This window comes from Chloroflexota bacterium, assembly GCA_026708035.1.
Taxonomy (GTDB): Bacteria; Chloroflexota; UBA11872; order UBA11872; family UBA11872; genus JAJECS01.
Window position 1 is genome coordinate 61,071 of sequence record JAPOVQ010000010.1, and the last position, 22,599, is coordinate 83,669.

The following is a 22,599-nucleotide window of genomic DNA, read 5'->3' on the forward strand; positions in this document are numbered from 1 at the left end:
CGTGGCCATCGCCGAACTCTCCCCGAGCCGACGACGCGGTGCTCTCGGTGTGTCGGGCCGGCGCATTGCCACCGTGTGGTACCAGGTGAGCCAGAACACGCTCACGGTCGTCGGTCTCACGTTGATCGCGATCGTGGTGGTGTTCGCCATCTTCGCGCCCTTGATCGCGCCGGCCAATCCAGTGAGCGGCGACCTGCTCAACACCACGCAGCCACCGTCGGCGCAGCACCTGATGGGCACGGATCAGTTTGGCCGGGACATCTTTTCGCGGGTGGTGCATGGGGCGCGGGTCGACCTGGCAGTGGCGGGCATTGTGGTGTCCGTCGCCTTCGTGATGAGCGTGGTGCTGGGCGCCCTGGCCGGGTTCGCCGGTCGGGTGGCGGACGAACTGGTCATGCGAGCCATGGACGTGGTGTTTTCCTTCCCGCCGTTGATCCTGGCCATCGGCATCGCGGTGACGATCCAGCAAGGCGGCATGCTCAGCCTGGTGGTGGCGCTGACGGTCATTGCCATTCCCCCGATGGTGCGGATCACGCGGGCCGAGATTCTCCACCGCAAGGAGAGTCTCTATGTGGAAGCTGCCCGCGCCATCGGCAGCTCACCGTTGCGTGTCCTGGCGGTTCACCTGGTGCCCAACTCCCTGCCGCCGCTGGTGGTGCAAGCCACGTTGACATTTGGCTACGTGATCCTGGAAACGGCTGGACTGAGCTTCATCGGCGTCGGCGTCAAACCGCCGGCGCCCGAGTGGGGAATCATGGTGAGTGAGGGTTCGCCCTACGTCCGCACGGGCGAGTGGTGGATCTCCCTCTTTCCCGGGCTCATGATCTTCGTCACCGTGCTCGGGTTCAACCTGGTGGGCAACGGCTTGCTGGACGTGCTCAACCCCCGGCGGCGCCGCCAATGAGTGCCAACGGCCCCCTGCTCCGAGTCTCCGAGCTGCAGGTGCACTTCAGCACCCGCGAAGGCACGCTCGAGGCCGTGGACCGCATCAGCTTCGAGATCGGGTCCAACGAGATCTTCGGTCTGGTCGGCGAAAGCGGTTCCGGCAAGTCGATCACCGCGCTTTCGATCCTGGGGCTGGTGCCATCCCCCGGGCGCATCGTCGGCGGCGACATCGCATTCGGCGGTCGCAATCTGCGTGAGCTCCCGGAGCGCGTGGTACGCACCATCCGTGGACGCGAGATCGGCATGATCTTCCAGAGCCCGCGGGCTTCCCTCGATCCGGTGCGCACGGTGGCGGTGCAGCTCTCCCGCGCCTTGCGCACCCATCACGATATTGGCCGCGGTGAAGTCCGTCGCCGGTCGGTGCAGATGTTGCGCGACCTCGGTATGCCCGACCCGGAGGCGGCGCTCACAAGATACCCGCATCAGCTCTCCGGGGGCATGTGCCAGCGCGTGATGGTCGCGATGATGCTGTCGTCGCGTCCGCGGCTGTTGATCGCCGATGAGCCGACCACGGCGCTGGACGAGACCGTGGGCGCGCAGCTCCTGGAGCACCTGCGGCGATTCAAGGAGGAGCACGCCGCCTCGATCCTGTTGATCACCCACGACATGGGCGTGATTGCCGAGATGTGCGATCGCGTAGGCGTCATGCACGCCGGGCACATCGTCGAGGTGGGGCCGGTCGGCGCCGTCTTTCGCGATCCCCGCCACCCCTACACGCGCGCCCTCCTGGATTCGACCCTGCGCGTCGATCGCGACAGCCCCCTGTCGGACATTGAACGCATACCCGGGGTCGTGCCCAACCTGCTGCACCCGCCGCCGGGCTGCCGATTCGCCGACCGCTGCGCGTACGTGCTGCCGGCCTGCCGGCCGGCGAAACCCCCGAGACTCGAGGTGGCGCCGGGTCACCACGTCCTCTGTCAGGAGACGGTTATCCGTGAATTCGCCGCTCCTTAGCGTCACCAAGCTGTTCAAGTATTTCTCGTCGCACGGGCAGCGCGAGCTCCGAGGCGCGCCCGATCAGCTCCGACGCGACGGCCCGGTCCGCGCGGTGGACGGGGTGACGTTCGAGGTTCGCGCCCACGAGACCTTTGGGCTGGTGGGGGAGAGCGGCTGCGGCAAGTCCACCCTGGGCAGGTGCATCCTGCGGTTGCTCGAGCCCACCGCCGGATCGGTGGCGTTCGGGGACGAGGACGTGACCCAGGCGACCGGCCAACGGTTGCGCGAGCTGCGTCGGCGGATGCAGATCGTCTTCCAGGACGCGGGCCAATCGCTGAGCCCGATGCGCACGGTGCGAGCCACCCTGGCCGAGCCGCTGCGCGTCCACGCCCTGGCCCGCGGCGAGGACGCGGCGCGTCGCGTGCTCGAACTCCTGGGCCAAGTGGGGCTCGAGCCGATGCACCGCAGCAGGTATCCCCATCAACTCAGCGGGGGGCAGCAGCAGCGGGTGGCGATCGCGCGGGCGCTCGCGACCGAGCCCGACTTCATCGTGCTGGATGAACCGACCTCGGCCCTGGACTCATCCTTGAAGCTCACCGTGGTCGATCTGCTCCAGCAGGTCCAGGATGAAACCGGGGTTTCGTACCTGTTGATCTCCCACGACCTCACCATCGTGCGGCACACCTGCGACCGCGTGGCGGTGATGTACCTCGGGGCGATCGTAGAAACCGGAGCCACGGCGCAGATCTTTGACGACGCCCTTCACCCGTACACGCAGGCGCTGATCGCGTCGATCCCGATCCCGGACCCGTTCACCAAACGCGAGCGTATTCTGCTGCCGGGCGAACCGCCCAGCCCCGCCAACATTCCCAGCGGGTGCCGCTTCCAGACGCGATGCTCGTTCGTGATGGACCGTTGCCGGCACGAGGAGCCTTCGCTGCTGGAAACCAGGCCGGGCCACCGGGTCGCCTGCTTCCTCTACGCCGAGGCCGAGCGCGAGGCGGCGCCAACATGAGACGCAGGCTGGCGGTCGACATCGGGGGCACCTTCACCGACTTGGTGCTGTTCGACCACGAGACGCGGGAGCTGCGGGTCGCCAAGTCGTCCTCGAGCCCCGACGCCTTGGCGGACGGCGTGCTGGCGTGCCTGGCGAGCGCCGGCGTGGAGCTCGACTCGGTCGAGTTCTTCGTTCACGGCACCACGGTCGGTCTCAATGCCATTCTCGAGGGCAAGGGGGTCCCGACCGGGCTGGTGACCACCCGGGGCTTTCGCGACGTCTACGCAATCGGGCGCATGGACAAGCCCGATATGTACAGCTATGTCTATGAGAAGCCCCGACCGCTGGCGCCGCGGGACATGGTGTTCGAGGTGGACGAGCGAATCGACGCGTTTGGTCGGGTGCTCGCTCCGCTGGACGCCGCCGAGGTCGAGGCCGTGGCGGGGGCGCTCAAGGAGCGCGGGGTGCGCTCGGTGGCGGTGTGCACCCTGCACGCCTATGCCAATCCGGCGCATGAGCTGGGGATCGGGCGAATCCTGGAACGGGAAATCAACGGGGTGAGCATCTCGCTCTCGCACGAAGTGAGCGGGGAATGGCGCGAGTACGAGCGCACCAGCACGGTGGTGATGAACGCCTACTTGCAGCCGTTGATCACGGCCTATCTGGAGGATCTCGAGCGCCAACTGGCCCGACGCGGGTATCGCCGCTCGCTATACGTCATGCAGTGCAATGGCGGCATCATGGATGCGGCGCTGGCCAGGGCCCGGTCGATCCAGACGCTGCTGTCCGGCCCGGCAGGCGGCGCGATCGGCGCCTCGCAGGTGGCGCGCCGGCTGGGCGACGCCAACATGATCAGCCTGGACATGGGCGGCACCAGCTGCGACGTGAGTCTGGTGATCGACGGCGAGGTGGGGCTGACCACTGACAGCGAGATCAAGCGGCTGCCCGTGCTGGTGCCCATGCTGCAGGTGAACGCCATCGGCGCGGGCGGAGGCTCGCTGGCGCGGGTGGAGATCGACGGCTCCCTGCGGGTCGGTCCGCAGAGCGCGGGCGCCCGGCCGGGCCCGGCGTGCTATGGACGCGGCGGACGCGAGCCGACCGTCACCGACGCCAACCTGGCGCTGGGGCGCATCAGCGCGGATACGTTTGCCCATCTCGGCCTCGAGATCCGGCCCAATCTGGCCGCGGACGCGGTGACGCGCGAGGTGGCTCGGCCCCTCGGCATGGACGTCGAGCAAGCGGCCGAAGGGATCGTGCGGCTGGTGACGAACCACATGGCCAATGCCGTGCGCGACATCACCATCGGCCGCGGGCTGTCGCCCAAGGACTTCAGCCTGCTCGCCTTCGGCGGCGCGGGGCCCATGCACGCGGTCGGCATCGCGCGGGAAATCGGCGTCTCGAAGGTGGTGGTCCCGCCGGCGCCGGGAACGTTCTCCGCGTGGGGCATGTTGTTCGCCGACTTCCGGCAGGATTTGGTTCGTACCGTGGTACTCGCCGTCGAGCCGGGCTCGATGGGCGAGATCGAGTCGCAATTCGCCGAGTTGGAGGCCGGCGGCCGCACCCTGCTCTTGCGGCAAGACGTGCTCGAGGACTCGCACGAGTTCGTCCGTCAGTTGGACCTGCGCTACCGGGGACAGGAGCACACGTTGACGCTGCCCGTGCCGCCGGAGATTGGCCCGAGTGCAGTCAAGGAATCGTTCGACGAGGCGCATCGACGCGTCTACGGCTACGACCTGGCCGAGCCGATTGAGATCGTCAATCTGCGCCTGGCCGCGCGCGGCGCAGCCGACCGGCCTGAGCTGAAGCCGATCGAGGCCGCCGAGCCCGGTTCGCGCCCAACGCCCAATCGCCGGTCGCCGGTCTACTTCGAGGACGCCTTTTGCGACACGCCGCATTTCGATCGCGGCGATCTGCGCGCCGGTCACGCACTCAGCGGTCCGGCAATCGTCACCGAGGCCAGCAGCACCACCGTGATTCCTCCGGGCGCGAGCCTGACAGTCGACGCCTACGGCTTGTTGATCGTCGACACGGATGGGGGCACGCATGGCGGCTGACGCCGTGACGATCGAGCTGATCCGCAACGCGCTGATCTCGGTGACGGGCGAGATGCGGACCAAGATCATGCGATCAGCGTTCAGCCCGATCATCTACGAGTCACTGGACTTCTCGGTCGCGTTCTTCAACGAGCGGGTGGAGACACTGGCCCAGGCCGACGGGCTGCCGTATTTCCTGTGCGACCTCCCCAACGCGGTGCGGGCGGTGATCGAGGACGTGGGCGGGGTCGAGCACATGCGCGCCGGCGACGTCTTCCTCGTCAACGACCCGTATCGCTGCTCGCAGCACCCGCAAGACGTGAGCATCGTCAAGCCCGCCTACTACGAGGGCGAGCTCTTCGGATTCACCGCGGTGCGGGTGCATCTGATCGATCTGGGAGGCAAGGCCGGCTTCGCGAGCACCGACGCCACCGAGATCTTCCAAGAGGGCCTGGTGATTCCGACGGTACACCTGCACGTCGAAGGGCGGCTCAACGAGGAGATCGTGCGGCTGATGGCAGCCAACAGCCGCATGTCACGTTCCACGATGCTCGGCGACCTGCAGGCACAGGTGGGCGCCTGCATCGTGGGCGAAGAGCGTCTCGTCGAGGTGATTGACCGCTTCGGCTACGACCTGTACCGCGAGTGCTGCGACGCGCTGCTGGTGCAGGGCGAGGCCTACGCTCGCGCCAAGGTCCACGAGATCCCCGACGGCAGGTACTCGGCGGAGCTGTTCTTGGATGACGACGGCGTCAACCGCGACGTGCCAGTCCGCATCGAGGTGACGCTGATCGTCGACGAGTCCGACATGGTGGTGGACCTGACCGGTTCGAGCGGCCCTTGCGCCGGGCCCTACAACATGAACCCGAACTACACCAACGCCATCTGCCGCATCGCGTTCAAGAGTCTGACGAGCCCGCATGAGCCGTCGAACGAGGGGCACTTCCGACCCGTTCGAGCGCACGTGCCTGACGAATCGGTGTTCAACGCCCAGCGGCCGGCACCCGTGTTCTGGGGCTTCAAGACGGCGGGCACGCTGGTCGATTGCATCCGTCGCGCCGCCACCCAGGCGGTCACGGCGCACCCGGTGGCCGGCAACTACGGTTGGAGTTGCGGCGCGCACGTGTTTGGTGAACATCCGGCGGACGGCAGCTTCTTCGCCATGGTGGACGAAGCCGGCGGCGGATGGGGCGCCCGGCCGGGCGCCGACGGCGAGGACGCCATGGTGATGGGGGGCATTCGCAACAACCCGGTCGAGGTCTCCGAGCGAAAGTTCCCGGTGATAGTGGAGGCCTACGAGTTGCGAACAGGGTCGGGCGGGCCCGGAGCGTTCCGCGGCGGACTTGGCGTCCGGCGCTCGACTCGGCTGCTGGCCGACGTGCGCCTGGTTGCGAACTTCGAGCGCTCGCAGTGTCGGCCCTGGGGGTTGCACGGCGGCCAGCCGGCACAAGGCAGCTTCATCGAGATTCACCATCCGGACGACCGCGTGGAGCGGGTGCAGAAGTGCACCAACCACGCACTGCCGACCGGGTCGCGCGTGGTCTATTTCACCGGCGGGGGCGGCGGCTACGGCGACCCTCGCGAGCGAGCGATCGGCCGGGTGATGGACGACGTCCGTCGCGGCTACATCACGCCGGCTGAGGCTGAATCTACGTATGCGGTGTGCGTCGACCGCAGCACCGGGCGGATCGATGAGGCGCAGACGCGCGCGCTGAGAGCCGGCCAGGGACGATCTGACGATACAGCGGACATAGCCGCGGAGGGCGCCGTCGAGACGCGCCACCCGCACGCCCGAGAAAAGAGGGAAGGATGATTATCGACACTCAAGTCCACATCTTGGAGAAGGCCCACGCCAACGATCGTGGCGTTCGGATGCACTACACCTGGCACCCCATGTCGGCCGAGTTGCTGCTCGACGAGATGGACTACGCCGGCGTGGACAAGTGCTTCTTCATCAGCTACACGGCGGAGGACATCTGGCCGGACCTGGGCGACGCCTGGAACGACCCAACCGCCAACCGCATCACCAAGGAGTATTTCCTCGACGCCCTGCCGGGAAACACCGATCGGTTGATCTGGTTCACCGATCACATCAATCCCGATCGACCGGGGTATCTCGACCGCATCCGGGAGGACCTCGACGCGGGGGCCGTCGGACTCAAGATCTTTCCGGCCTATCGAGGCCACCTGCCGTCCGATCCCGGGCTGCGCAAGGTCTACGAGCTATGCGCCGAGCGCGACGTGCCGATCATCATGGCCTGGGAGCGCTGGAACGACCCGCGCCTGCGCGCCTGCGTGTCGGACTACCAGGAATTCCTGGATCTATTCGAGCCGGTCGCGCGCGATTTCCCCACGGTCAAATTCCTGCTGACGCATTGGGGCTGCTTTACCTGGGGGGACTTGTGGCTGGCGAACTGCCGACCGCCGTTCCCGCTGCTTGACCCGTTCGTGCAGCTGCTGAACCGGCACGAGCACCTCTACACGGACATCGCCGCCGTCACGATCTTCTTCGGCGACGAGATGGCCTGGACCAACGGCCGCATGGAAGGCCCGGAGTGGGAATACCCCTACGCCAACGGTCTTGCCCTACTGGAACGACTCGTCAAGGGCGCGGGCGTGGAGCGGGTGATGTGGGGTACGGACTGGCCGTGGACGGACGGCCGCTGCACCTACAAGCAAAACCTCACCATGGTCTCCACGCACGCGGACTTCCTGTCGGACGAGGACAAGCGGCTCGTGCTCGGCGTCAACGCGGCAAAGTTTGCCGGGCTGTCAATGGACTGAGGGATGATCGCGGCCGCGGTGGCTCCACGGTCGATGGCCGGTACCGACATAGACGCCAGGGGCCGCTGGTGCTCAGCACGGGAAGACTCGAGGCCTACTCGTCCCCGAACTTGATGGCGGCGTGCGTGCGGATGCCCCACAGCCGCCGCATGGTCACGGCCAGCAGCAACGCGAGCGCGATGCCGAGCACAACGAATAGCTTGCCCAGGTCATCCCACGCCGTGATGGCCACGAACGGCGGCGTTCTATCCAGGCGCTCCCCGTGAAGCTGCATAAAGGGAGTGAACAGCGCGCCCGTGATGATCCCCAGCGCGGTGCCGGCCGCCGTCCCGAGCACCACCAGGAATCCGTGCTCGAACATCATGAGCGCCACCATCTGGCGCCGCGCAATACCCATGGCGCGCAGAATTCCGAATTCCGGGAGCTGACGCCGGAACGATATGAGGGCGTAGGCCGCCAGGCTGGCCACCGTCAGCAGCACGGAAGTCACAAAGCCTGCCGTGAGAATCCCGAAAGTCCCGATCCGCGTGGCATCGTCGCGGGCGCTCGCGAGTAGCTCGCGCGCATCGAATGCCTTTGTCACGCGGAATCCCAGCTCTCGCAAACCGCCTACGAGCTCGCCGGCTCCCACGTCGGGACGCAGTCGCGCCAACACGTTCCACGGTGATTCACCCAAGGACCGTTCCAGGCGCCCGAGGTCCGCCACCACGAAAAATCCCTCATGGGGAAAGTGGGTGGGGAAGGTGTCGATGACGCCCGCCACAAAGAACCCCAGTTCATCCTTGCCAACATCGACGTTGACGGGGTCACCCACTTGCAGATCGGGGAGCTCCGCCAGGAGACGCCGATCGACCAGCAAGGCCCGATCGTCGGCGATCATTGCGTTCATCAGCGCCTCGAGTGACGCGGGTGCGAAATCGCGGCGCCACCACGCCGTTTGGGCAAACGGACCTGGGTCCACGCCGTAGAGCGTCACCGGGCGTGAGTAGGCCAGCGGTCCACCCGACAGCCTGACCACCGCCTCATCACGCCAGAGGCGAGCTGCCCGGTCCACCGCGGGAGCGCCGCCGGCGGTGGCGCCCAGATGCCCCTCGATCGGGGGCATGTGCCATATCTGCTGGTCGTCGTCGAATTCGCCGTACTCCTCGAAGAAGGCGTCCGCGCCAATTCGGTAATACGCGCTGTCTTCCAGATTGCGGTTGATAGTGGCCGCCATCGACGCGCTGAACGTCCCGGTGGCAAAGGTCAACATCAGCAGGATAATCAGGCCCGTGAATGGACCCGCGCGCCGCCCCATCTGCCGCAGACCCAGAAACAACACCACGCCATCCATGCGCGATCCAGCCCAGGTCAGGCAGCGGACGATCCAGGGGACCAGCCGCAGGAAGACGAGAGCGCCCGCCAGGATGAAGACCATGGGGATGAGCACCAGCAGAGTTTGTGCGAAGGGTTGGGCCTCGGGACCGAGGTCCGGCAGGGCATCCCAGCTGCGCAGCGTGGCGTACCCATAGAGAGCCAGCCCCAGCAGCCCGAGGTCCAGAAAGAACCGTTGATAGAACGGCCCGCGCCGGGCCCGCGCGACCTGCTGCCGATGGGTCACGATCGATCGACGCGCGGCGCCGATCACCGGCGCCAGCATGGCGAGAATGCCCAGCCCGGCGGTGGCCGCGGCCAGAACATAGTGGCCTGCCGTCAGCTCCAGTCGCAGGTCGGGCCGATTCGTAAACTCCAGGAAGCCGAGCGTCTTGCCCATCGCCTGGGCGATTCCCATGCCCAGGAAGGGACCCACGGCGATCGCCAGTCCGGCCAGCGGCAGAGTCTCGAGGAGATAGACGGCGACGACTTGCCGCGTGCTGGCGCCGCGGCTCTTGAGCACGGCGATCTCGGCCCGCTGGCCGTCCACAACCATCCCGGTCGAGAGCGCCATGAAATAGAGAACGAGGCCAACGACGGGAGCGCTGAGGACGAACAGGGTGAGCTCGACCGTCGTTCGCTGCCGGTCCGCGGCGACCAGAATGCGGTCCAGACGCGTTTCCACCCTCGCGTTTGGTGCAACGGTCCCCGCCAGCGGGTCGAGTTGGCGCAACCCGCCGATGATCTGCTGGTAGTTGGCGGCGCGAATGGCGTCCGGGTCGAAGTTCGAATACCACGTCGCCTCACCGTAGAGGCTGGGTCGAAGGACGAGGAGACCGCTCACGAAGGCGTCGCGGTCAACAATCACCGCGCCTTGGTCGAAGTCGCCGGGCTCCTTGAACCAGTAGATCGAGGCGGGGTCCGAGGGAACGAATCGCCCCACGATTTCGACGCGCACGACAAACGTGCCCGTCGCGCGGGCGTCGCTGTGGGTCAGCTCGATGTGATCGCCAAGCAGCAGACCGTGGTCGTCCATGGCGCGCGACGACATCATCCCTTCGAGCAGCGCGAACCGCGCGCCGGTTGCGTCCTGGGCCGTCCGCACCGCATCTGCCGGCATCCGTCCTTCCAGCAGCTCGACGTTGTCGGCCATCCCCGTCATCGTGGCGAGGAATCCGAAAATGAATGAGGACGGCCGCAGCGGCTCACCAGTCGACGCAAACGCTTCGACGGGCATCCGGTCCGACTCGAGATAGCTCACCCGTTGGCGTTCGGGCAGTCCGACGCGATCGGCGAGCTGCGTACTCAACACCTCGGAGGCGCGCTGATACCCCTCTCGCCCCATCGCCGGCTGGCGGGTTCGGCCTTCCGCGTGGCGCACGACGACGCTGGACGCCAGCGGGAGGCGGGCGTGCTCGATCTCGCGTCTGAGCAAGGCATCGCTGAAGCCCGCGGCAAAGAGCGGCACCGCGGTCACCAGGGCCACGCTGACCCACATGCCCACGGCCACGATCAACATTGCCGGCCCACTGCTCCGCAGGCGCCGGAGAACAAGCGCCGCGAGCGCCCGCATGAAGGTCACGGTCAGTAGGACTCGAAGATGACGGCGCCTTCCTCGACGCCGTCGATGATTTCGATCTCGGAGTCACTGCGAATGCCGGTGCGCACCGGCAAGCTGCGCCGCCGCCCGTCGATGAGCGCCTCGACGAACTGGCGCAAGTTCACGGTACGGACGGCCGTGACAGGGACCTTCAGCACGCGATCCTTGACCTGCAGGGTGATCGTCATGACCGCGCGCATCCCGATCTCGACGTCCGCATCGGTCCAGTCCGCGGTGATCTTCGCCTCGTCGACACGTACGGTGCCGCCGCCCGGCGCGCCGATCTCATGCGGCAGCACGGCAACCCGACCTCGGAAGACCACTCCCTCCAGTCCGCCGACGACCACGTCCACCGCCTGCCCCACCGCAAGCTGGGGCTGATAGCCGCGAGGAACGCCCGCGCGCACCACCAGCGTGCTTGCGTCGGCCATCTCAACGATCGCCTCTCCGGATTGCACCTGGGTACCCGGCACGCGAGGCACGTACGTCACCACGCCGTCAAACGGTGCCGTGAGTTGATGGTCAGCAGTGGGCGCTCTCAACTCCGCCAGCTTCGAACGGGCAGCCGCGGCGGCTTCGCGCAGCGTCGCAACCTCGTGAGCCGCTCCGTGTTCGCCATTCTCGATTGCAGCTAGGGATCGCTGGGCGGCATCGCGCCGGAGAACGGCAGCTTGCCGGAGGGTCCGCGCGTGCTCGATCGTGGCGTCGTCCGCTCCGGCCCGGAGGGCTTCCAACTCGGCTTCGGCGCTGGCGAGCGACGCCTCCGCGCCCGCCGTCGAGGCCCGCGCGACCTGCAGCGTAGGCGGGCCCTCGGGACGCTCGAGCAGGGAGAGTTCGTAGCGCGCGCCGGCCAAGGCGAGCGTGACGGCGGCCACGGCCTGCTCGGCCGCTGCCAGCGCTTCGGCGGAAGCCGGCGGGCTCTGCCCCTGCAGGCGCCGAAACTCGTCCTGAGCGCTCATCTGCCGCAGCTCATGGAATTCAACGTCGGCTCTCGCGGCGTCGATGGCCGCCGGCAGCGTCTCCTCGATGCGGCGCACCTCCGCGTGGCGACCTGCAAGCGCAGCCTCTGCCGTGGCAACCGCCGCCTGGGCGGTGGCAAGGCTTGCCGCCGAAGGTCCGGCGAGCAACGTGTCGAGCGCTTGCTGTCGGGCGAAGACCTGACCCTGGGCCAGCAGAAATGCCTCCTCGGCCGCCGCCTGTTGCTCGAAGAGCTCGGATTCAGCGGCGGTGAGCCGCTGCTCGACGCTTTCGAGGTTGGCCTGCGCCGCGGTGATGTCGTCCGCTCTGGCGCTGGTGTCCAGCTCCGCCACCACCGCTCCGGCCCGCACCTCGTCGCCCCGCCGCACGTGGACCACCTTGAGCATCCCTGGGACGTCGAAGGCGAGGGCCGTCTCCAGCTCGGCCGCGACTCGGCCGTCCAGGCGGATGTCTTGCTGGATCCGGCCGCGCTCAACTTGGACCGTGGGACGGTCCAGGTAACTCGGGGGCGCCGCGATCAGCGCCGGGGCGCTTGATTCACTCTCGGTAAAGAAGTCGCAGCCGGTTACGACGAGACTCGCCAGGGCCAAAGCCCCGAGGGCGCGGATGCCATTCCTCACGTCGGCCACCCGAGTCACGGACCGCCCGGCAACGCTGCACTCGCCGGTGAACTCGATTCTACCGGCAGGCCGGGTCCCAATGGCTGGCGGCAGAGTCCGTGGTATGCACGAACGGAATGTCCCGGCGCCTGGCGGCCCTTCCAGCAAGTACTCTCATCGTGCGGATTCCGCATGTCGATCAACGACGGTGCGGATGGGTCTGGAGCCGCTGATGTCGCATCCTGATACGCCGCAGGCTTGGTCGCCGCTGACGACGGCCGAGGGCGGCACGGTGACGGCGCTGGCGGCCGGGCCGCCGGGTGCGAGCCGCCAGGTCGTGATCGCTGGAACCCTAGGCGGGCTATTCGTGGGGCGCGACTGCGGGCATTCATGGGTAAAGGTGGGTGCGCTGGGCGGCCGCTTCATACAGGCGGCTGCCGTCTCGCCCACGTTCGACAGCGATTCCACGCTGATTGTCGGCACCGCCGGCTCTGGCGCCTTCCTTTCGGTGGACGGCGGAACGTCGTGGCGTGATCAAGACTTCTGGGGCCAGCGGCCGGACGTCACCGCGCTGGCGTTCTCGCCCACATACGCAAGCGACGGCATGATCCTGGCCGGGACGAGCCAAGACGGCGTGTACGTCACCACCAATCGTGGGCGCACCTGGAACGCCGCCAACCTTGGTCTCGCCGATCTATCAGTCAATGCGCTAGCCGCTCACCTCGGGCCTGAGGAGAGCGGATTGCTGTTCGCGGGAACGTCGACCGGCCTGTATCAATGGGCAGCCGAGGCACGGCAATGGTTCGCCGCGGCCGGGTTTCCGGCCGGCAAACCGGTTCAGGCCATCGACTTCGCACCGAGCCCAAGTGGTGGTGCGTTGTTCGTGGGAACCGAGGGTGGGGGGCTTTGGCGGTCAATCGACGGCAACGCGTTGCATCGGCTCGAGACCGTGGACGCCGATGCCAGCGTCAATGCCATCGCAGTGTCGGCGGACTTCGGCGCCGATGGCACGCTGATGATTGCCACGGCCGAGCGTGGCCTCATGCGGTCGCGCGATCGCGGCGCCTCGTGGCAGCCGCTGGCGAGTGCTGCGGATGCCAGTTCGGTCCTGGCCCTCACGAGCTGCGTCAGCCCGGACGGCCTGGTGTGGCTGGCCGGTCTGCACGAGCGAGGCGTCCTGCGTTCGGCGGACGGCGGCGGGTCCTGGCGGCCTTCCAACGTTGGCATGTCGAGCCGACCGGTCCTGGCGCTGGCGTTGTCCCCTGACATTGCGTCCGACGGCACGCTCCTTGTCGGCACGGCGGCCGAAGGCGTGCTGCGATCCACCGACAGCGGATTGACCTGGTCCTCCGCCAGCGAGGGCCTCGGCGAGTTGAGCGTCACGTCACTGGTCTGCTCGCCGACGTTCCCGGCCGATCGCCGGGTATGGGCGATCGCTGGAGTTAGTCTCATGGAAAGCCGCGACGGCGGGCAGGCGTGGGAGCCGGTGGCCGGTCTGCCACGGGACGTCATGCCGCTGAGCCTGGCCGTCGCACCGGATGCACCTGCCGGCCATGCCATCGCGGTTGGGGGCGCCGACGGGGCGTTGGCGCTATCGCGCGACGGCGGCACGTCGTGGTCGCCGTCGGCTGAGCACTTCGCAGGCCGGAACGTCGTAACGGTGGCGTTTTCTCCGAACTACGCCTTCGACGGCACACTCTTCGCGGCCACCGCGGGTGAGGGAATGGTTGCGGTGTATCGCTCGACGGATCGCGGCGCCGCGTGGCGTCAGATCCTCGAACACGCTGGCGACGGCTGGGTCTCGCTGGCAATTCCACTCACCTATGGCCACAGGGACGACTTCATAGCCGTCGCCACCGGTCGCGCGGTGATCACACCAGCTGGGCGCCAGGTGGAGTCCTGGCGCGCGACGCAACTAACCGAAGCCCGCTCGTCCGTCCTCACCGTGAGGGCTTCGGCACGGTTCGCCACGAACGACACCCTGTATGCCGCCACGAGCCGCGGCGTCTTGCGATCGTCGGACCGCGGCCGCATATGGCGCCGGCTGTCGGCCGGTATGGGAGCGCCGCCAGTGACCACCTTGACCCTCGCGCCTGACCAAGCCGGCAATGACATGCTGGTCGCCGGAACTCTCCAGGGCAGCGTGTGGCGCCTGCGGGATGCTGAAGCGGCGCAAGACTAGGTGTATGGATCGGCTGCGTCGCGCAAGCCGTCACCCATGAAGTTGAACAGCAACACCACCACGATCACAAACAGGCCAGGAATGAGCATCCAGGGATAGAGGGCGATGCTCCGTACGTTCTGGGCGTCTTGCATCAGGCTTCCCCAGCTCACTGATGGCTCACGAATCCCCAGCCCCAAGAAGCTCAGCGAAGTCTCGGCGAGAATCATGTTCGGCACCGTCAACGTCAGGCTGACGATCAAATAGCTCATGAATCCGGGAACCATGTGGTCGAAGATCAGCCGCATATGCCCGGCGCCGGCAACTCTGGCCGCCATCACGTAGTCGTGTTCGCGCAACTCGAGGATCTTGCCCCGCACCACCCGAGCCAGGCCGGCCCAGCCGATGACTGACAGCACCACCGTGATTGCGAAATAGCGCTGAATGGGCGTCCAGAACGGCGGGATTGCGGCACCGATTGCCATCCACAGCGGGATCGATGGAATCGAGATCACGACCTCGATAAACCGTTGAATGAGGATGTCGCTCGTCCCCCCGATATAGCCGGACACCGAGCCGATGACCACGCCGAGCACGAAGCTCAGCAAGACCCCGATGAGACCAATGGAAAGGCTGATCCGAGCACCCGCCAGGACACGAGAGAACATATCGCGTCCCAGCCTGTCCGTCCCGAAAAGGAATACCTTTCCATCCGCTACACCAAAGAAGTGGAGATCCATCTCCCAAAGGCCCCAGAATTTGTATGGCTCACCGCGTTGAAAGAAGACGATCTTGTTTATCGTGGAAAGATCATCTTCGTAGACCCGCTTGAACTCCACCGGATCCAGCTCTGACTTGATTCCATAGACAAACGGTCCCTGGAAGTTGCCTTCGCTATCCCAGAAGTGGATGCGGGAAGGCGGTGAGTTCAGGAATCCGTGGTCCGAGGTCTCTTTATATGGAATCCAAAAGTCATAGGTCAGTGCAAAAAAATAGGCAATCGCCAATAGACACAGGCTAAACATGCCCAGCCTATGTCGCCGCATTTTGCGCCACATGAGGGTCCATTGGCCGGCCGTGAAGTGGCGTTCCTCGTCGGTGAATTCACGAATGTCCGCCCGCTCAGCCGCAACCTCGGTATCCGTCGAGACTCCCATTTCAGACAGCTGTTCGTTCCTGGCGGATTCGAGGGTCAACGACTACCAGCAGCACGTCCGAAAGGAGCGTTCCGAAAATCGTGAGCGCGGCCTCAACCATCAGGATGCTGCCCGCCAGGTGCATGTCCTGAACGCGCAATGCGACCAGCAGCACCGCTCCGGTCATCGGGATGTTGAGCACGATCGCGGTGATGGCGCTGCCCGAGACAATTGCCGGCAAGGTCCATCCCACGGTGCTGATGATGGGGTTCAATGCCAATCGAACCGGATACTTGAACAGGAGTCGTCGTTCGGGAACGCCTTTGGCCCGCGCAGTGATGACGTATTGCTTGCCTAGCTCATCCAAAAGCACGCCTCGCATCACACGAATAAGCCCGGCCGTTCCTGCGGTGGCAACGACGAACACCGGGACCCAAAGGTGATTGATCATGTCCCACAGTTTCCCAAGGCTCCATGGCGCAAGGAGATATTCGGGCGAAAAGAGCCCCCCTGGACTGACACCGAACACTTGAAAGAGGAAATACATAAGCATGAGTGCGATCATGAAGTTTGGGGTAGCTAGGCCAATGAACCCAACGGCTGTGAATGCGTAATCGCCGAGGCTGTACTGATGAGTGGCTGAATATATGCCAATTGGCACTGCGATCAAATAGGTCAAGGTGAGAGAAACAGTCGTCACTAGCATCGTCGGGGGTACGACTTCTTGCAGGATCGAGAGGACGGTGCGGCGCGATCCGCCACCGTAGCTGCCGAATGAACGTCCCATGTCGCCGCGAATAAACCGCGTGATCCAATTCACATATTGCTCGACTGGCGTTCGGTCTAATCCGTAGTAGATACGAAGGTTTTCGATTTCGGCTTCGTGGAGGGTCAATCCCTCAGCTTTGAGCGCATTAAGGTGGGTGGTTAGATAGTCACCCGGAGGCAGCTGGATAACGATGAATATCAACGCGCTCAGAATCCACCAGGCGAGCACCATGTAGCCGATGCGCCGGACGAGGTAGGCCCTCACGGCGCTCCCTTAGAGCGCCTTACGAAGTCGAGCATGCGGCGCAGGGGGTTCGGCAGACTGGCGTCGATCCATGCGCCGCGTCTGTACAACCCGGGTCGGAAGCCGAACGACGCCCGGGCAAACGCCCGCCTCAATGGCCGTTGGCCGGCCATAGGCAGCGCCGCTTGAGATCGGCGATTCCTATACCGCCCCTGGGGATCGATCACGCCGCTCATGTTCGCGCCCCCCTGACGCCACCGGCAGCGCCGCCAACGGTCTCGCGCTGCGCTCGTGGGCACAGCGCGCGGCGTCGCGTCTGTCGCGGCCCCGCGCCCTTGGATCTCCAAGGACGGGGGCCGCGGCAAGGCTCTTTAGCCGACCGACCCTACCGGTCGTAGTAGAACTGCGGGAAGCCGTAGGGCCGCACGAAGTTAATCGCGGCAGCGAAGTTGATGCCCGTCGGCACGTTGCGCAGATTCTGATTGACGATGGTCGGCTGCGGCGGATATCCGACCGTGCCGATGATTGGGTACTGGTCGTAGAAGTAGGACCAGAACTTCACGCCGAGATCGTCGTACTCGGCTGAGCCCGGCACTGCCTGGCGCCATTGCTCGCGCAGATTCTTGGCCTCTTTCACCCAGTCCGGAGGCTCCTCGCCTTCCGCGCCGTCGGTTTGGATCCATTGGGCCCAACTGCCGGCCCAATAGCTCTCATAGGTGTCCATGCCGTAGTGCCACGACGCCCAGCGGGTGAAATAGGCCGCCGCTTCGCTGATGTCCTGGGGCATCATCACTTCAGTGAACGTCCTCGCACGCTCGCGGAAGAGCGCTTCCTCTTCGAACTGCCACTCGGCATGGAGGCCCACCGCCTGCCAGTCCTTGATGACCAGCGTGGCGATGTCTTCCTTGGGGCCCTCCTGGTCGGAGACTGTCAGCAAGATGCTGAACCGCTCACCGTCCGGCCGGAGTCGCCAGCCCTCGCTGTCGCGCTTGTCCAGCCCTATCCCATCGAGCAGGCGATTGGCCTGGTCGGGATCGTATTCGGTATGGAGCGTGCCCCACTCCGGCTTGAAGAAGCTGTAGGACTCAAGCAGGTAGGGCGTGAACGGCCGCGCCAGGCCAAAGAACAAGGTCTCGTTGATGGCCTCGCGATTAATGGCCACCGAAGCCGCGACCCGAAAGTCCTTCTCCCGGAAGATGGCAGCGATCGCCGGATCCTTGTAGGTCTGGTTGGGGAACAAGGACATGGCCGACGTTCGCAAGCTGGAAGCGACCACCGTGCGGTATCCCCCGCGGTCCTCCTCCGCCCGATAGAGCTCCATGTTCTTGAGGTCGAGCACGAACTGCGCAAAGTCAAGCTCACCGGCCGTGACCTTGATCTGGTAGACCTCCTTGTCCTTGATCCAGAAGTGGTTGACGTAGTCGATGTAGGGCAACTGGTTTCCCGCGGTATCGACCGCGTGATAGTAGGGGTTCCGCGCAAACTGCGTGACCTCAGGCGAGGCGCCGACGTTGACCCATGGCCCGAGAGCCGGACGGAAGGCTGCGTCCTCTCGCGACAGCGAAGTGCTGGGCCCGTAGTAGAACTTGGACTTGAAATGGTCGGCCCAGGTTTCAAAACCGGCTTTCTCGGCGAGTCGCTGCGCGTCCGAGTTGTACTTCTCATGGAAGCGCTCAAGGTAGTGCCGCGGTGAAAACACCCAGGGATCACCGGAGTACCGTCCCATGCGATCCAGATACTGAGGCGCCGGCCGGTCGAATTTGAACTCGACGACCGTGTCCTCGACCTTGACGATCTCGCGGAGCCCAATCCTCTCGGCGCCGTGCTGGAGACTACCGCTCGGGTTGGCGAGATCGTTGCCCCAGTAGTCCTCGTAAGTGAACATGAAATCGTCCGCCGTGAACGGCGCACCATCGGACCACTTGTGGCCTTCCCGAATCTCGAAGGTGAACGTCTGCAAGTCACTCGAGACATCGAGGTTCTTGGCTAGGTCGAGAAACAGCTCGGTTCCCGTCATGGCGTAGGCCATGAGACTGGCGTCGCCCCCGTAGCCAATCTCAATCGAGCGGCGAATGCCGCCCAGCCGCAGCGTGCCGCCGTAGTTCCCGACTTGCTCGACCGGCTCGATAACCCACGGGTCCTTGGGCAGGCGGCTATCGACGGGGGGCAGGGAGCCCGCCTGGACCTTGGCCGCCAGCATCGGCGCCTCCGAAAATCGGGATGGCGTGGGCACTTCCTTGATGACGATGCGCTCGACGGGGATTTCCTTGACGACCTCCTTCGTAACAACCGTCTCGACCTGAACCTCCTTGACGACCTCTACGGGGACTTCCTTGATGATTTCCTTGGTCACCACCGTCTCAATGGGAACTTCCTTGATGACCTCTTGCCTCACCACGGTCTCGACCGGGACTTCCTTGATGACCTCTTTAACTTCGGTGACCGTCACCGTCACGGTCTTCTCGGTGACCTCCGCCTCGCCGCATGCAGCCAACGCGGACATCGCGGCGACCCCGCCGGTCATGGTCATGAATTTTCTGCGGCTGAGCTTACGCATACTAATAATTCCTCCCCAGACTATTCCCCACCGATATCATACGTGAGCCGGGCAAACTCGGCGAGCGAAGCGGCTCGTCGCCGGCGGACCCGTGAGCCCAAATCTCGCTGCCCGCTTCTCAGGTGAACGAGGCTCTAAATGAGTCCCGAGGCTCCTGGCCTCCCGACAGTGAAGGTCGTGTCCACGAGTCTCGCGTCGGCGTCCCCGAGGCGCCGCAGCCGTGGGGCTGATGAGCTCGGGCGAGTTGTTGATCATCGCGGCGGCAGAACGGCTTGCCGGGTTGCAATGCGGCTGGTCCACTGCGGCCGGCCGCCCGAGAGCGACCTGCACGCTCTTGACGGTCGGCATGCGGCGACGGGTAGCCACCGTCCGCGTCGCAACGGCCCCACAGCGTGCGAGACCGGCGGCCAGGGCGATTCCGAGGGCAACGACCACCCTGAACAGTTATGGTGTGGTGGGTTCCCGGTGGTCCCTTTGGTCGGCTCCCCGGGCGCGAAAACACCTTCGGCCGACCCGCGTAGGCCAGAATTCGCGCTCAGCGATCGCCGCCGGACCGGAGAGTCGCTGTGGTGGGTATGTCCACCGCCGTCAGGTGCGAATGTCCACTTCGCCTCTTCACGGCCGCCAAGTCACCCTGGGTGGCGCTCGTCGCCTTCACCCGCAAGCGCTCATCCTCTGCAACGCGCTGCGCGAATCCCAGAACACCTGTGGCCCCACCTTGGCCTAACCCTTGACGCTCCAACACTAATGCTCTGGGGTCACTACACCTAGGGTTCGACGCGCACGAAGTCGGAGATTTCGCTGAGGCCGAAGGCGTTGATCGCCTTGATCCGGTAGACATGGCGCACGCCATCCGTCACGCTCGTGTCGGAGTACGTGGTGCTGCTGCTGCCCGTGTTCTCCACGTAGACCAGCAGCGTCTTTTCGCCCTCGGTGGACCTTCTCCGAAGGATCTGGTAGCCCGTAATCGAATCGTCACCGGGGTCGTCCCAGCTCAAGGTGATCGAGCCGGCGGTATTCACCGTCGCCGTCAGATTCGTCGGCTTCGCCGGACGGGTGTCCACGACGTCCGTGACCGTGATGGCCACCGCGACCGTCGACGTGCTCACCCCGTGGCTGGCCGTCACCGTCAGCGCGTAGCTTGTCGTGGTCTCGTAGTCCAGCGCGTCGTCCACCGTGATGGCCACCGCGACCGTCGACGTGCTCACCCCGTGACTGGCCGTCACCGTCAGCGCGTAGCTCGTGGTGGTCTCGTAGTCCAGCGCGCCGTCCACCGTGATGGCGCCCGAGCTAGCGTCGATGGCAAAGGTCCCGGCATCGTTGCCGCGGGTGGCAGATGCGTGAGCCAGCACGCGGCGACGTCAACCCGCGACGTCAACCCTTTGCCTGCGCCTGCCCTCTCAGATCCGAACGCCGACCTTGGCATCGCTTGCCGCAAACTCAATCTGCGCAGCCGCCCACGGATGCCAACCCAGCTTCCATTACGAAAAATTATTCACAAATAGACTGAAGCGAGTGGCTATTATCACGCTGCTGGCCCGCAGTCAACGCCGGCCGCCCCGGCTCAGTTCTTGTTTGCGATGCGCCCCCAGGTGGGGCCTTCGGTTGCGCATTCCGCGTCTCCAATACGCCTTGGATCAGCGGCACCACGAACCTGCCGGTCGTCGCTGGGTCGCCTGGTCCTCAGAAGAGACTTCGCGGATCCGGGCCACCAGAATCTGCTCCACCCGAAGGGTTCGCGGGCCATTTCATGCGCGACCCCTCAGAGGTTGATTTGGACGTCTCGGGCATTCATGGTCCGCCCCAAGGGCGGATATGCACGCGCACTTCTGTAGCGCCTCGATATGAAGTGCCCATTGCGGCTTGGGCCAATCATGCTGGTATCGCCATACTGGAGCGCGTCAAGTCCGGCGCTCGGTTTCACGTGTGATCATCGCTGTAGGAGTTGTCGCGAATGACTCTTCGTCCCTGCGTGGCGATGCTGATTCTCGTTGTCGCAGTCGCGACGGCGGCGTGTGACGCGGCTGCCGGCCACCGCGGCACGGCCCAGCCGCCGCCGGCTGAGGTGACCACGGCCGCCGCCTCCGACGTCGACCGGGAGGCGCTTGAAGCGCTCTACAACGCGACCGACGGGGCAAATTGGACAAACCACCACAACTGGCTGAGCGAGGCGCCGATCAGCGAATGGCATGGCGTCACCACCGATCGCACCGGCCGCGTCAGCATGCTGTGGCCTTATGGCAACCAGCTACGCGGGGAGATCCCGCCTGAACTGGGCCGACTTACGCACCTGACGCACCTGTGGCTCTATGGGAACCAGTTGACCGGAGCGATACCCGCCGAGTTGGGAGACCTTTCCAGGCTGAGACGTCTACATCTCCAGGAGAACCAACTCAGTGGGGCGATCCCGCCCGAGCTGAGTCGCCTCTCCGACCTAGAAGTACTTTATCTTCAGCAAAACCAGTTGACGGAGACGATCCCCGCCGGTTTGGGACACCTCACCAATCTGGCAAGGCTGCAGATACAGGCAAACCGACTGAGCGGGGAAATTCCGACCGAACTCGGGCGTCTCAAGAACTTGAAGACTCTGGCGCTCGGTCGGAATCAATTGACTGGGGAAATCCCACCCGTGTTGGGCGATCTCGCCGACCTGGAGATCCTGACGCTTGAGCGTAGTCAATTGAGTGGGCCCATACCGCCCGAGCTGGGTCGCATTACCAACTTGGCGATACTGAATCTCGGAAACAACCAGTTGCGTGGGCCGATTCCGCCCGAAATCGGCCATCTCTCCAAACTGACGCGTCTGCTGCTCAATGAGAACCAAATCACGGGGACGATCCCCCCCGAACTGGACCGTCTCGGCAGACTGACAGCATTGGACCTGAGCGACAATCAGTTGGGTGGAACGATTCCGCCCGAGTTGCCCGATGGAGCGATCCCGCCCGAGTTGAGGAACCTCGCCAGGTTGACACGGCTGTTGCTCTCTGGGAATCAACTCAGCGGGTGTATCCCCAAGCGACTGAGAGTTGTAGCGCTCAGTGATCTCGACGCGCTGAGTTTGCCATTCTGCGAAGCCAACGGAAGCTCGAGCATCGCGACACCGGCCCAGACGCCCACCGCCGCACCGTCGGTTGACCGAACGGTGCTCGTCGCGCTCTACCACGCAACCGACGGTCCGAACTGGTCGAACAACAACAACTGGCTGAGCGAGGCGCCAATCGGTGACTGGTATGGAGTCACCACCGCCGGCGAGCGGGTCACGTGGCTGCAGCTCGGTGATAACCGGCTGCGCGGCGAGCTACCGTCCGAAATGGCCCGGCTCTCCCATCTGAGAGTGCTGCATCTCTATGGGAACCAGTTGACCGGGGCGATCCCCGCCGAGTTGGGACGCCTTGCCAAGCTGAAGGAACTGCTGCTCCATGAGAATCAGCTGACGGGAGCGATCTCCCCCGAGTTGAGTCGCCTATCCAATGGGGATTATATCGGATAGTGCCCACGGGGAGGGGCG

At 65.3% G+C, this 22,599-nt stretch carries 14 protein-coding genes; 8 read left to right on the plus strand and 6 right to left on the minus strand.

The genetic code is table 11. The features are described 5' to 3' along the window. Position 1: 1 nt before the first annotated feature. Genes OXG33_04065 through OXG33_04090 form a run of 6 tightly spaced genes read left to right on the plus strand, consistent with a single transcriptional unit; the run spans position 2 to position 7,695 of the window. The gene (locus OXG33_04065) at positions 2-904 is read left to right on the plus strand and encodes an ABC transporter permease (GenBank protein MCY4113103.1); all 903 of its coding nucleotides are present in this window, start codon (positions 2-4) and stop codon (positions 902-904) included. Continuing rightward, a complete protein-coding gene (locus tag OXG33_04070; GenBank protein ID MCY4113104.1) occupies positions 901-1,899 on the plus strand; it encodes an ABC transporter ATP-binding protein in 999 nt (332 codons plus the stop codon). Before OXG33_04065 ends, OXG33_04070 begins: the two co-directional genes overlap by 4 nt. Beyond that, the gene (locus OXG33_04075; GenBank protein ID MCY4113105.1) at positions 1,880-2,896 is read left to right on the plus strand and encodes an ABC transporter ATP-binding protein; all 1,017 of its coding nucleotides are present in this window, start codon (positions 1,880-1,882) and stop codon (positions 2,894-2,896) included. Before OXG33_04070 ends, OXG33_04075 begins: the two co-directional genes overlap by 20 nt. Continuing rightward, complete coding sequence (locus tag OXG33_04080; GenBank protein MCY4113106.1) at positions 2,893-4,932, plus strand: hydantoinase/oxoprolinase family protein; 2,040 nt, start codon at positions 2,893-2,895, stop codon at positions 4,930-4,932. The genes OXG33_04075 and OXG33_04080 overlap by 4 nt, the downstream gene beginning before the upstream one ends. Further along, positions 4,922-6,724 carry a hydantoinase B/oxoprolinase family protein gene (locus OXG33_04085; protein MCY4113107.1) on the plus strand — a complete coding sequence of 601 codons (1,803 nt, stop codon included), beginning with the start codon at positions 4,922-4,924 and terminating at the stop codon, positions 6,722-6,724. Before OXG33_04080 ends, OXG33_04085 begins: the two co-directional genes overlap by 11 nt. Then, complete coding sequence (locus OXG33_04090) at positions 6,721-7,695, plus strand: amidohydrolase family protein (protein MCY4113108.1); 975 nt, start codon at positions 6,721-6,723, stop codon at positions 7,693-7,695. The genes OXG33_04085 and OXG33_04090 overlap by 4 nt, the downstream gene beginning before the upstream one ends. Positions 7,696-7,789: 94 nt before the next feature. Here the strand turns inward: OXG33_04090 and OXG33_04095 are convergent, their stop codons facing one another. Continuing rightward, positions 7,790-10,621 carry a hypothetical protein gene (locus tag OXG33_04095; GenBank protein MCY4113109.1) on the minus strand — a complete coding sequence of 944 codons (2,832 nt, stop codon included), beginning with the start codon at positions 10,619-10,621 and terminating at the stop codon, positions 7,790-7,792. A gap of 11 nt (positions 10,622-10,632) precedes the next feature. After that, entirely contained in the window at positions 10,633-12,246 is a 1,614-nt protein-coding gene (locus OXG33_04100) for an efflux RND transporter periplasmic adaptor subunit (protein MCY4113110.1), read from the minus strand. A gap of 211 nt (positions 12,247-12,457) precedes the next feature. On the opposite strand from OXG33_04100, the gene OXG33_04105 reads away from it, so the two are divergent. After that, entirely contained in the window at positions 12,458-14,407 is a 1,950-nt protein-coding gene (locus tag OXG33_04105; GenBank protein ID MCY4113111.1) for a hypothetical protein, read from the plus strand. Here the strand turns inward: OXG33_04105 and OXG33_04110 are convergent. The 4 genes from OXG33_04110 to OXG33_04125 form a co-directional block, all read right to left on the minus strand. After that, positions 14,404-15,444 carry an ABC transporter permease gene (locus OXG33_04110; protein ID MCY4113112.1) on the minus strand — a complete coding sequence of 347 codons (1,041 nt, stop codon included), beginning with the start codon at positions 15,442-15,444 and terminating at the stop codon, positions 14,404-14,406. The genes OXG33_04105 and OXG33_04110 overlap by 4 nt on opposite strands. Positions 15,445-15,544: 100 nt before the next feature. Beyond that, positions 15,545-16,555: an ABC transporter permease gene (locus tag OXG33_04115; GenBank protein ID MCY4113113.1), complete on the minus strand. Its 1,011-nt coding sequence runs from the start codon at positions 16,553-16,555 to the stop codon at positions 15,545-15,547. A 364-nt stretch (positions 16,556-16,919) separates the two neighbouring features. After that, complete coding sequence (locus tag OXG33_04120) at positions 16,920-19,091, minus strand: ABC transporter substrate-binding protein (protein MCY4113114.1); 2,172 nt, start codon at positions 19,089-19,091, stop codon at positions 16,920-16,922. Positions 19,092-19,858: 767 nt separating this feature from the next. After that, positions 19,859-20,443, minus strand: a complete 585-nt coding sequence (locus tag OXG33_04125) for a cadherin domain-containing protein (GenBank protein MCY4113115.1) — start codon at positions 20,441-20,443, stop codon at positions 19,859-19,861. 602 nt (positions 20,444-21,045) lie between these two features. On the opposite strand from OXG33_04125, the gene OXG33_04130 reads away from it, so the two are divergent. Further along, entirely contained in the window at positions 21,046-22,581 is a 1,536-nt protein-coding gene (locus OXG33_04130; GenBank protein MCY4113116.1) for a hypothetical protein, read from the plus strand. Positions 22,582-22,599: the final 18 nt, after the last annotated feature.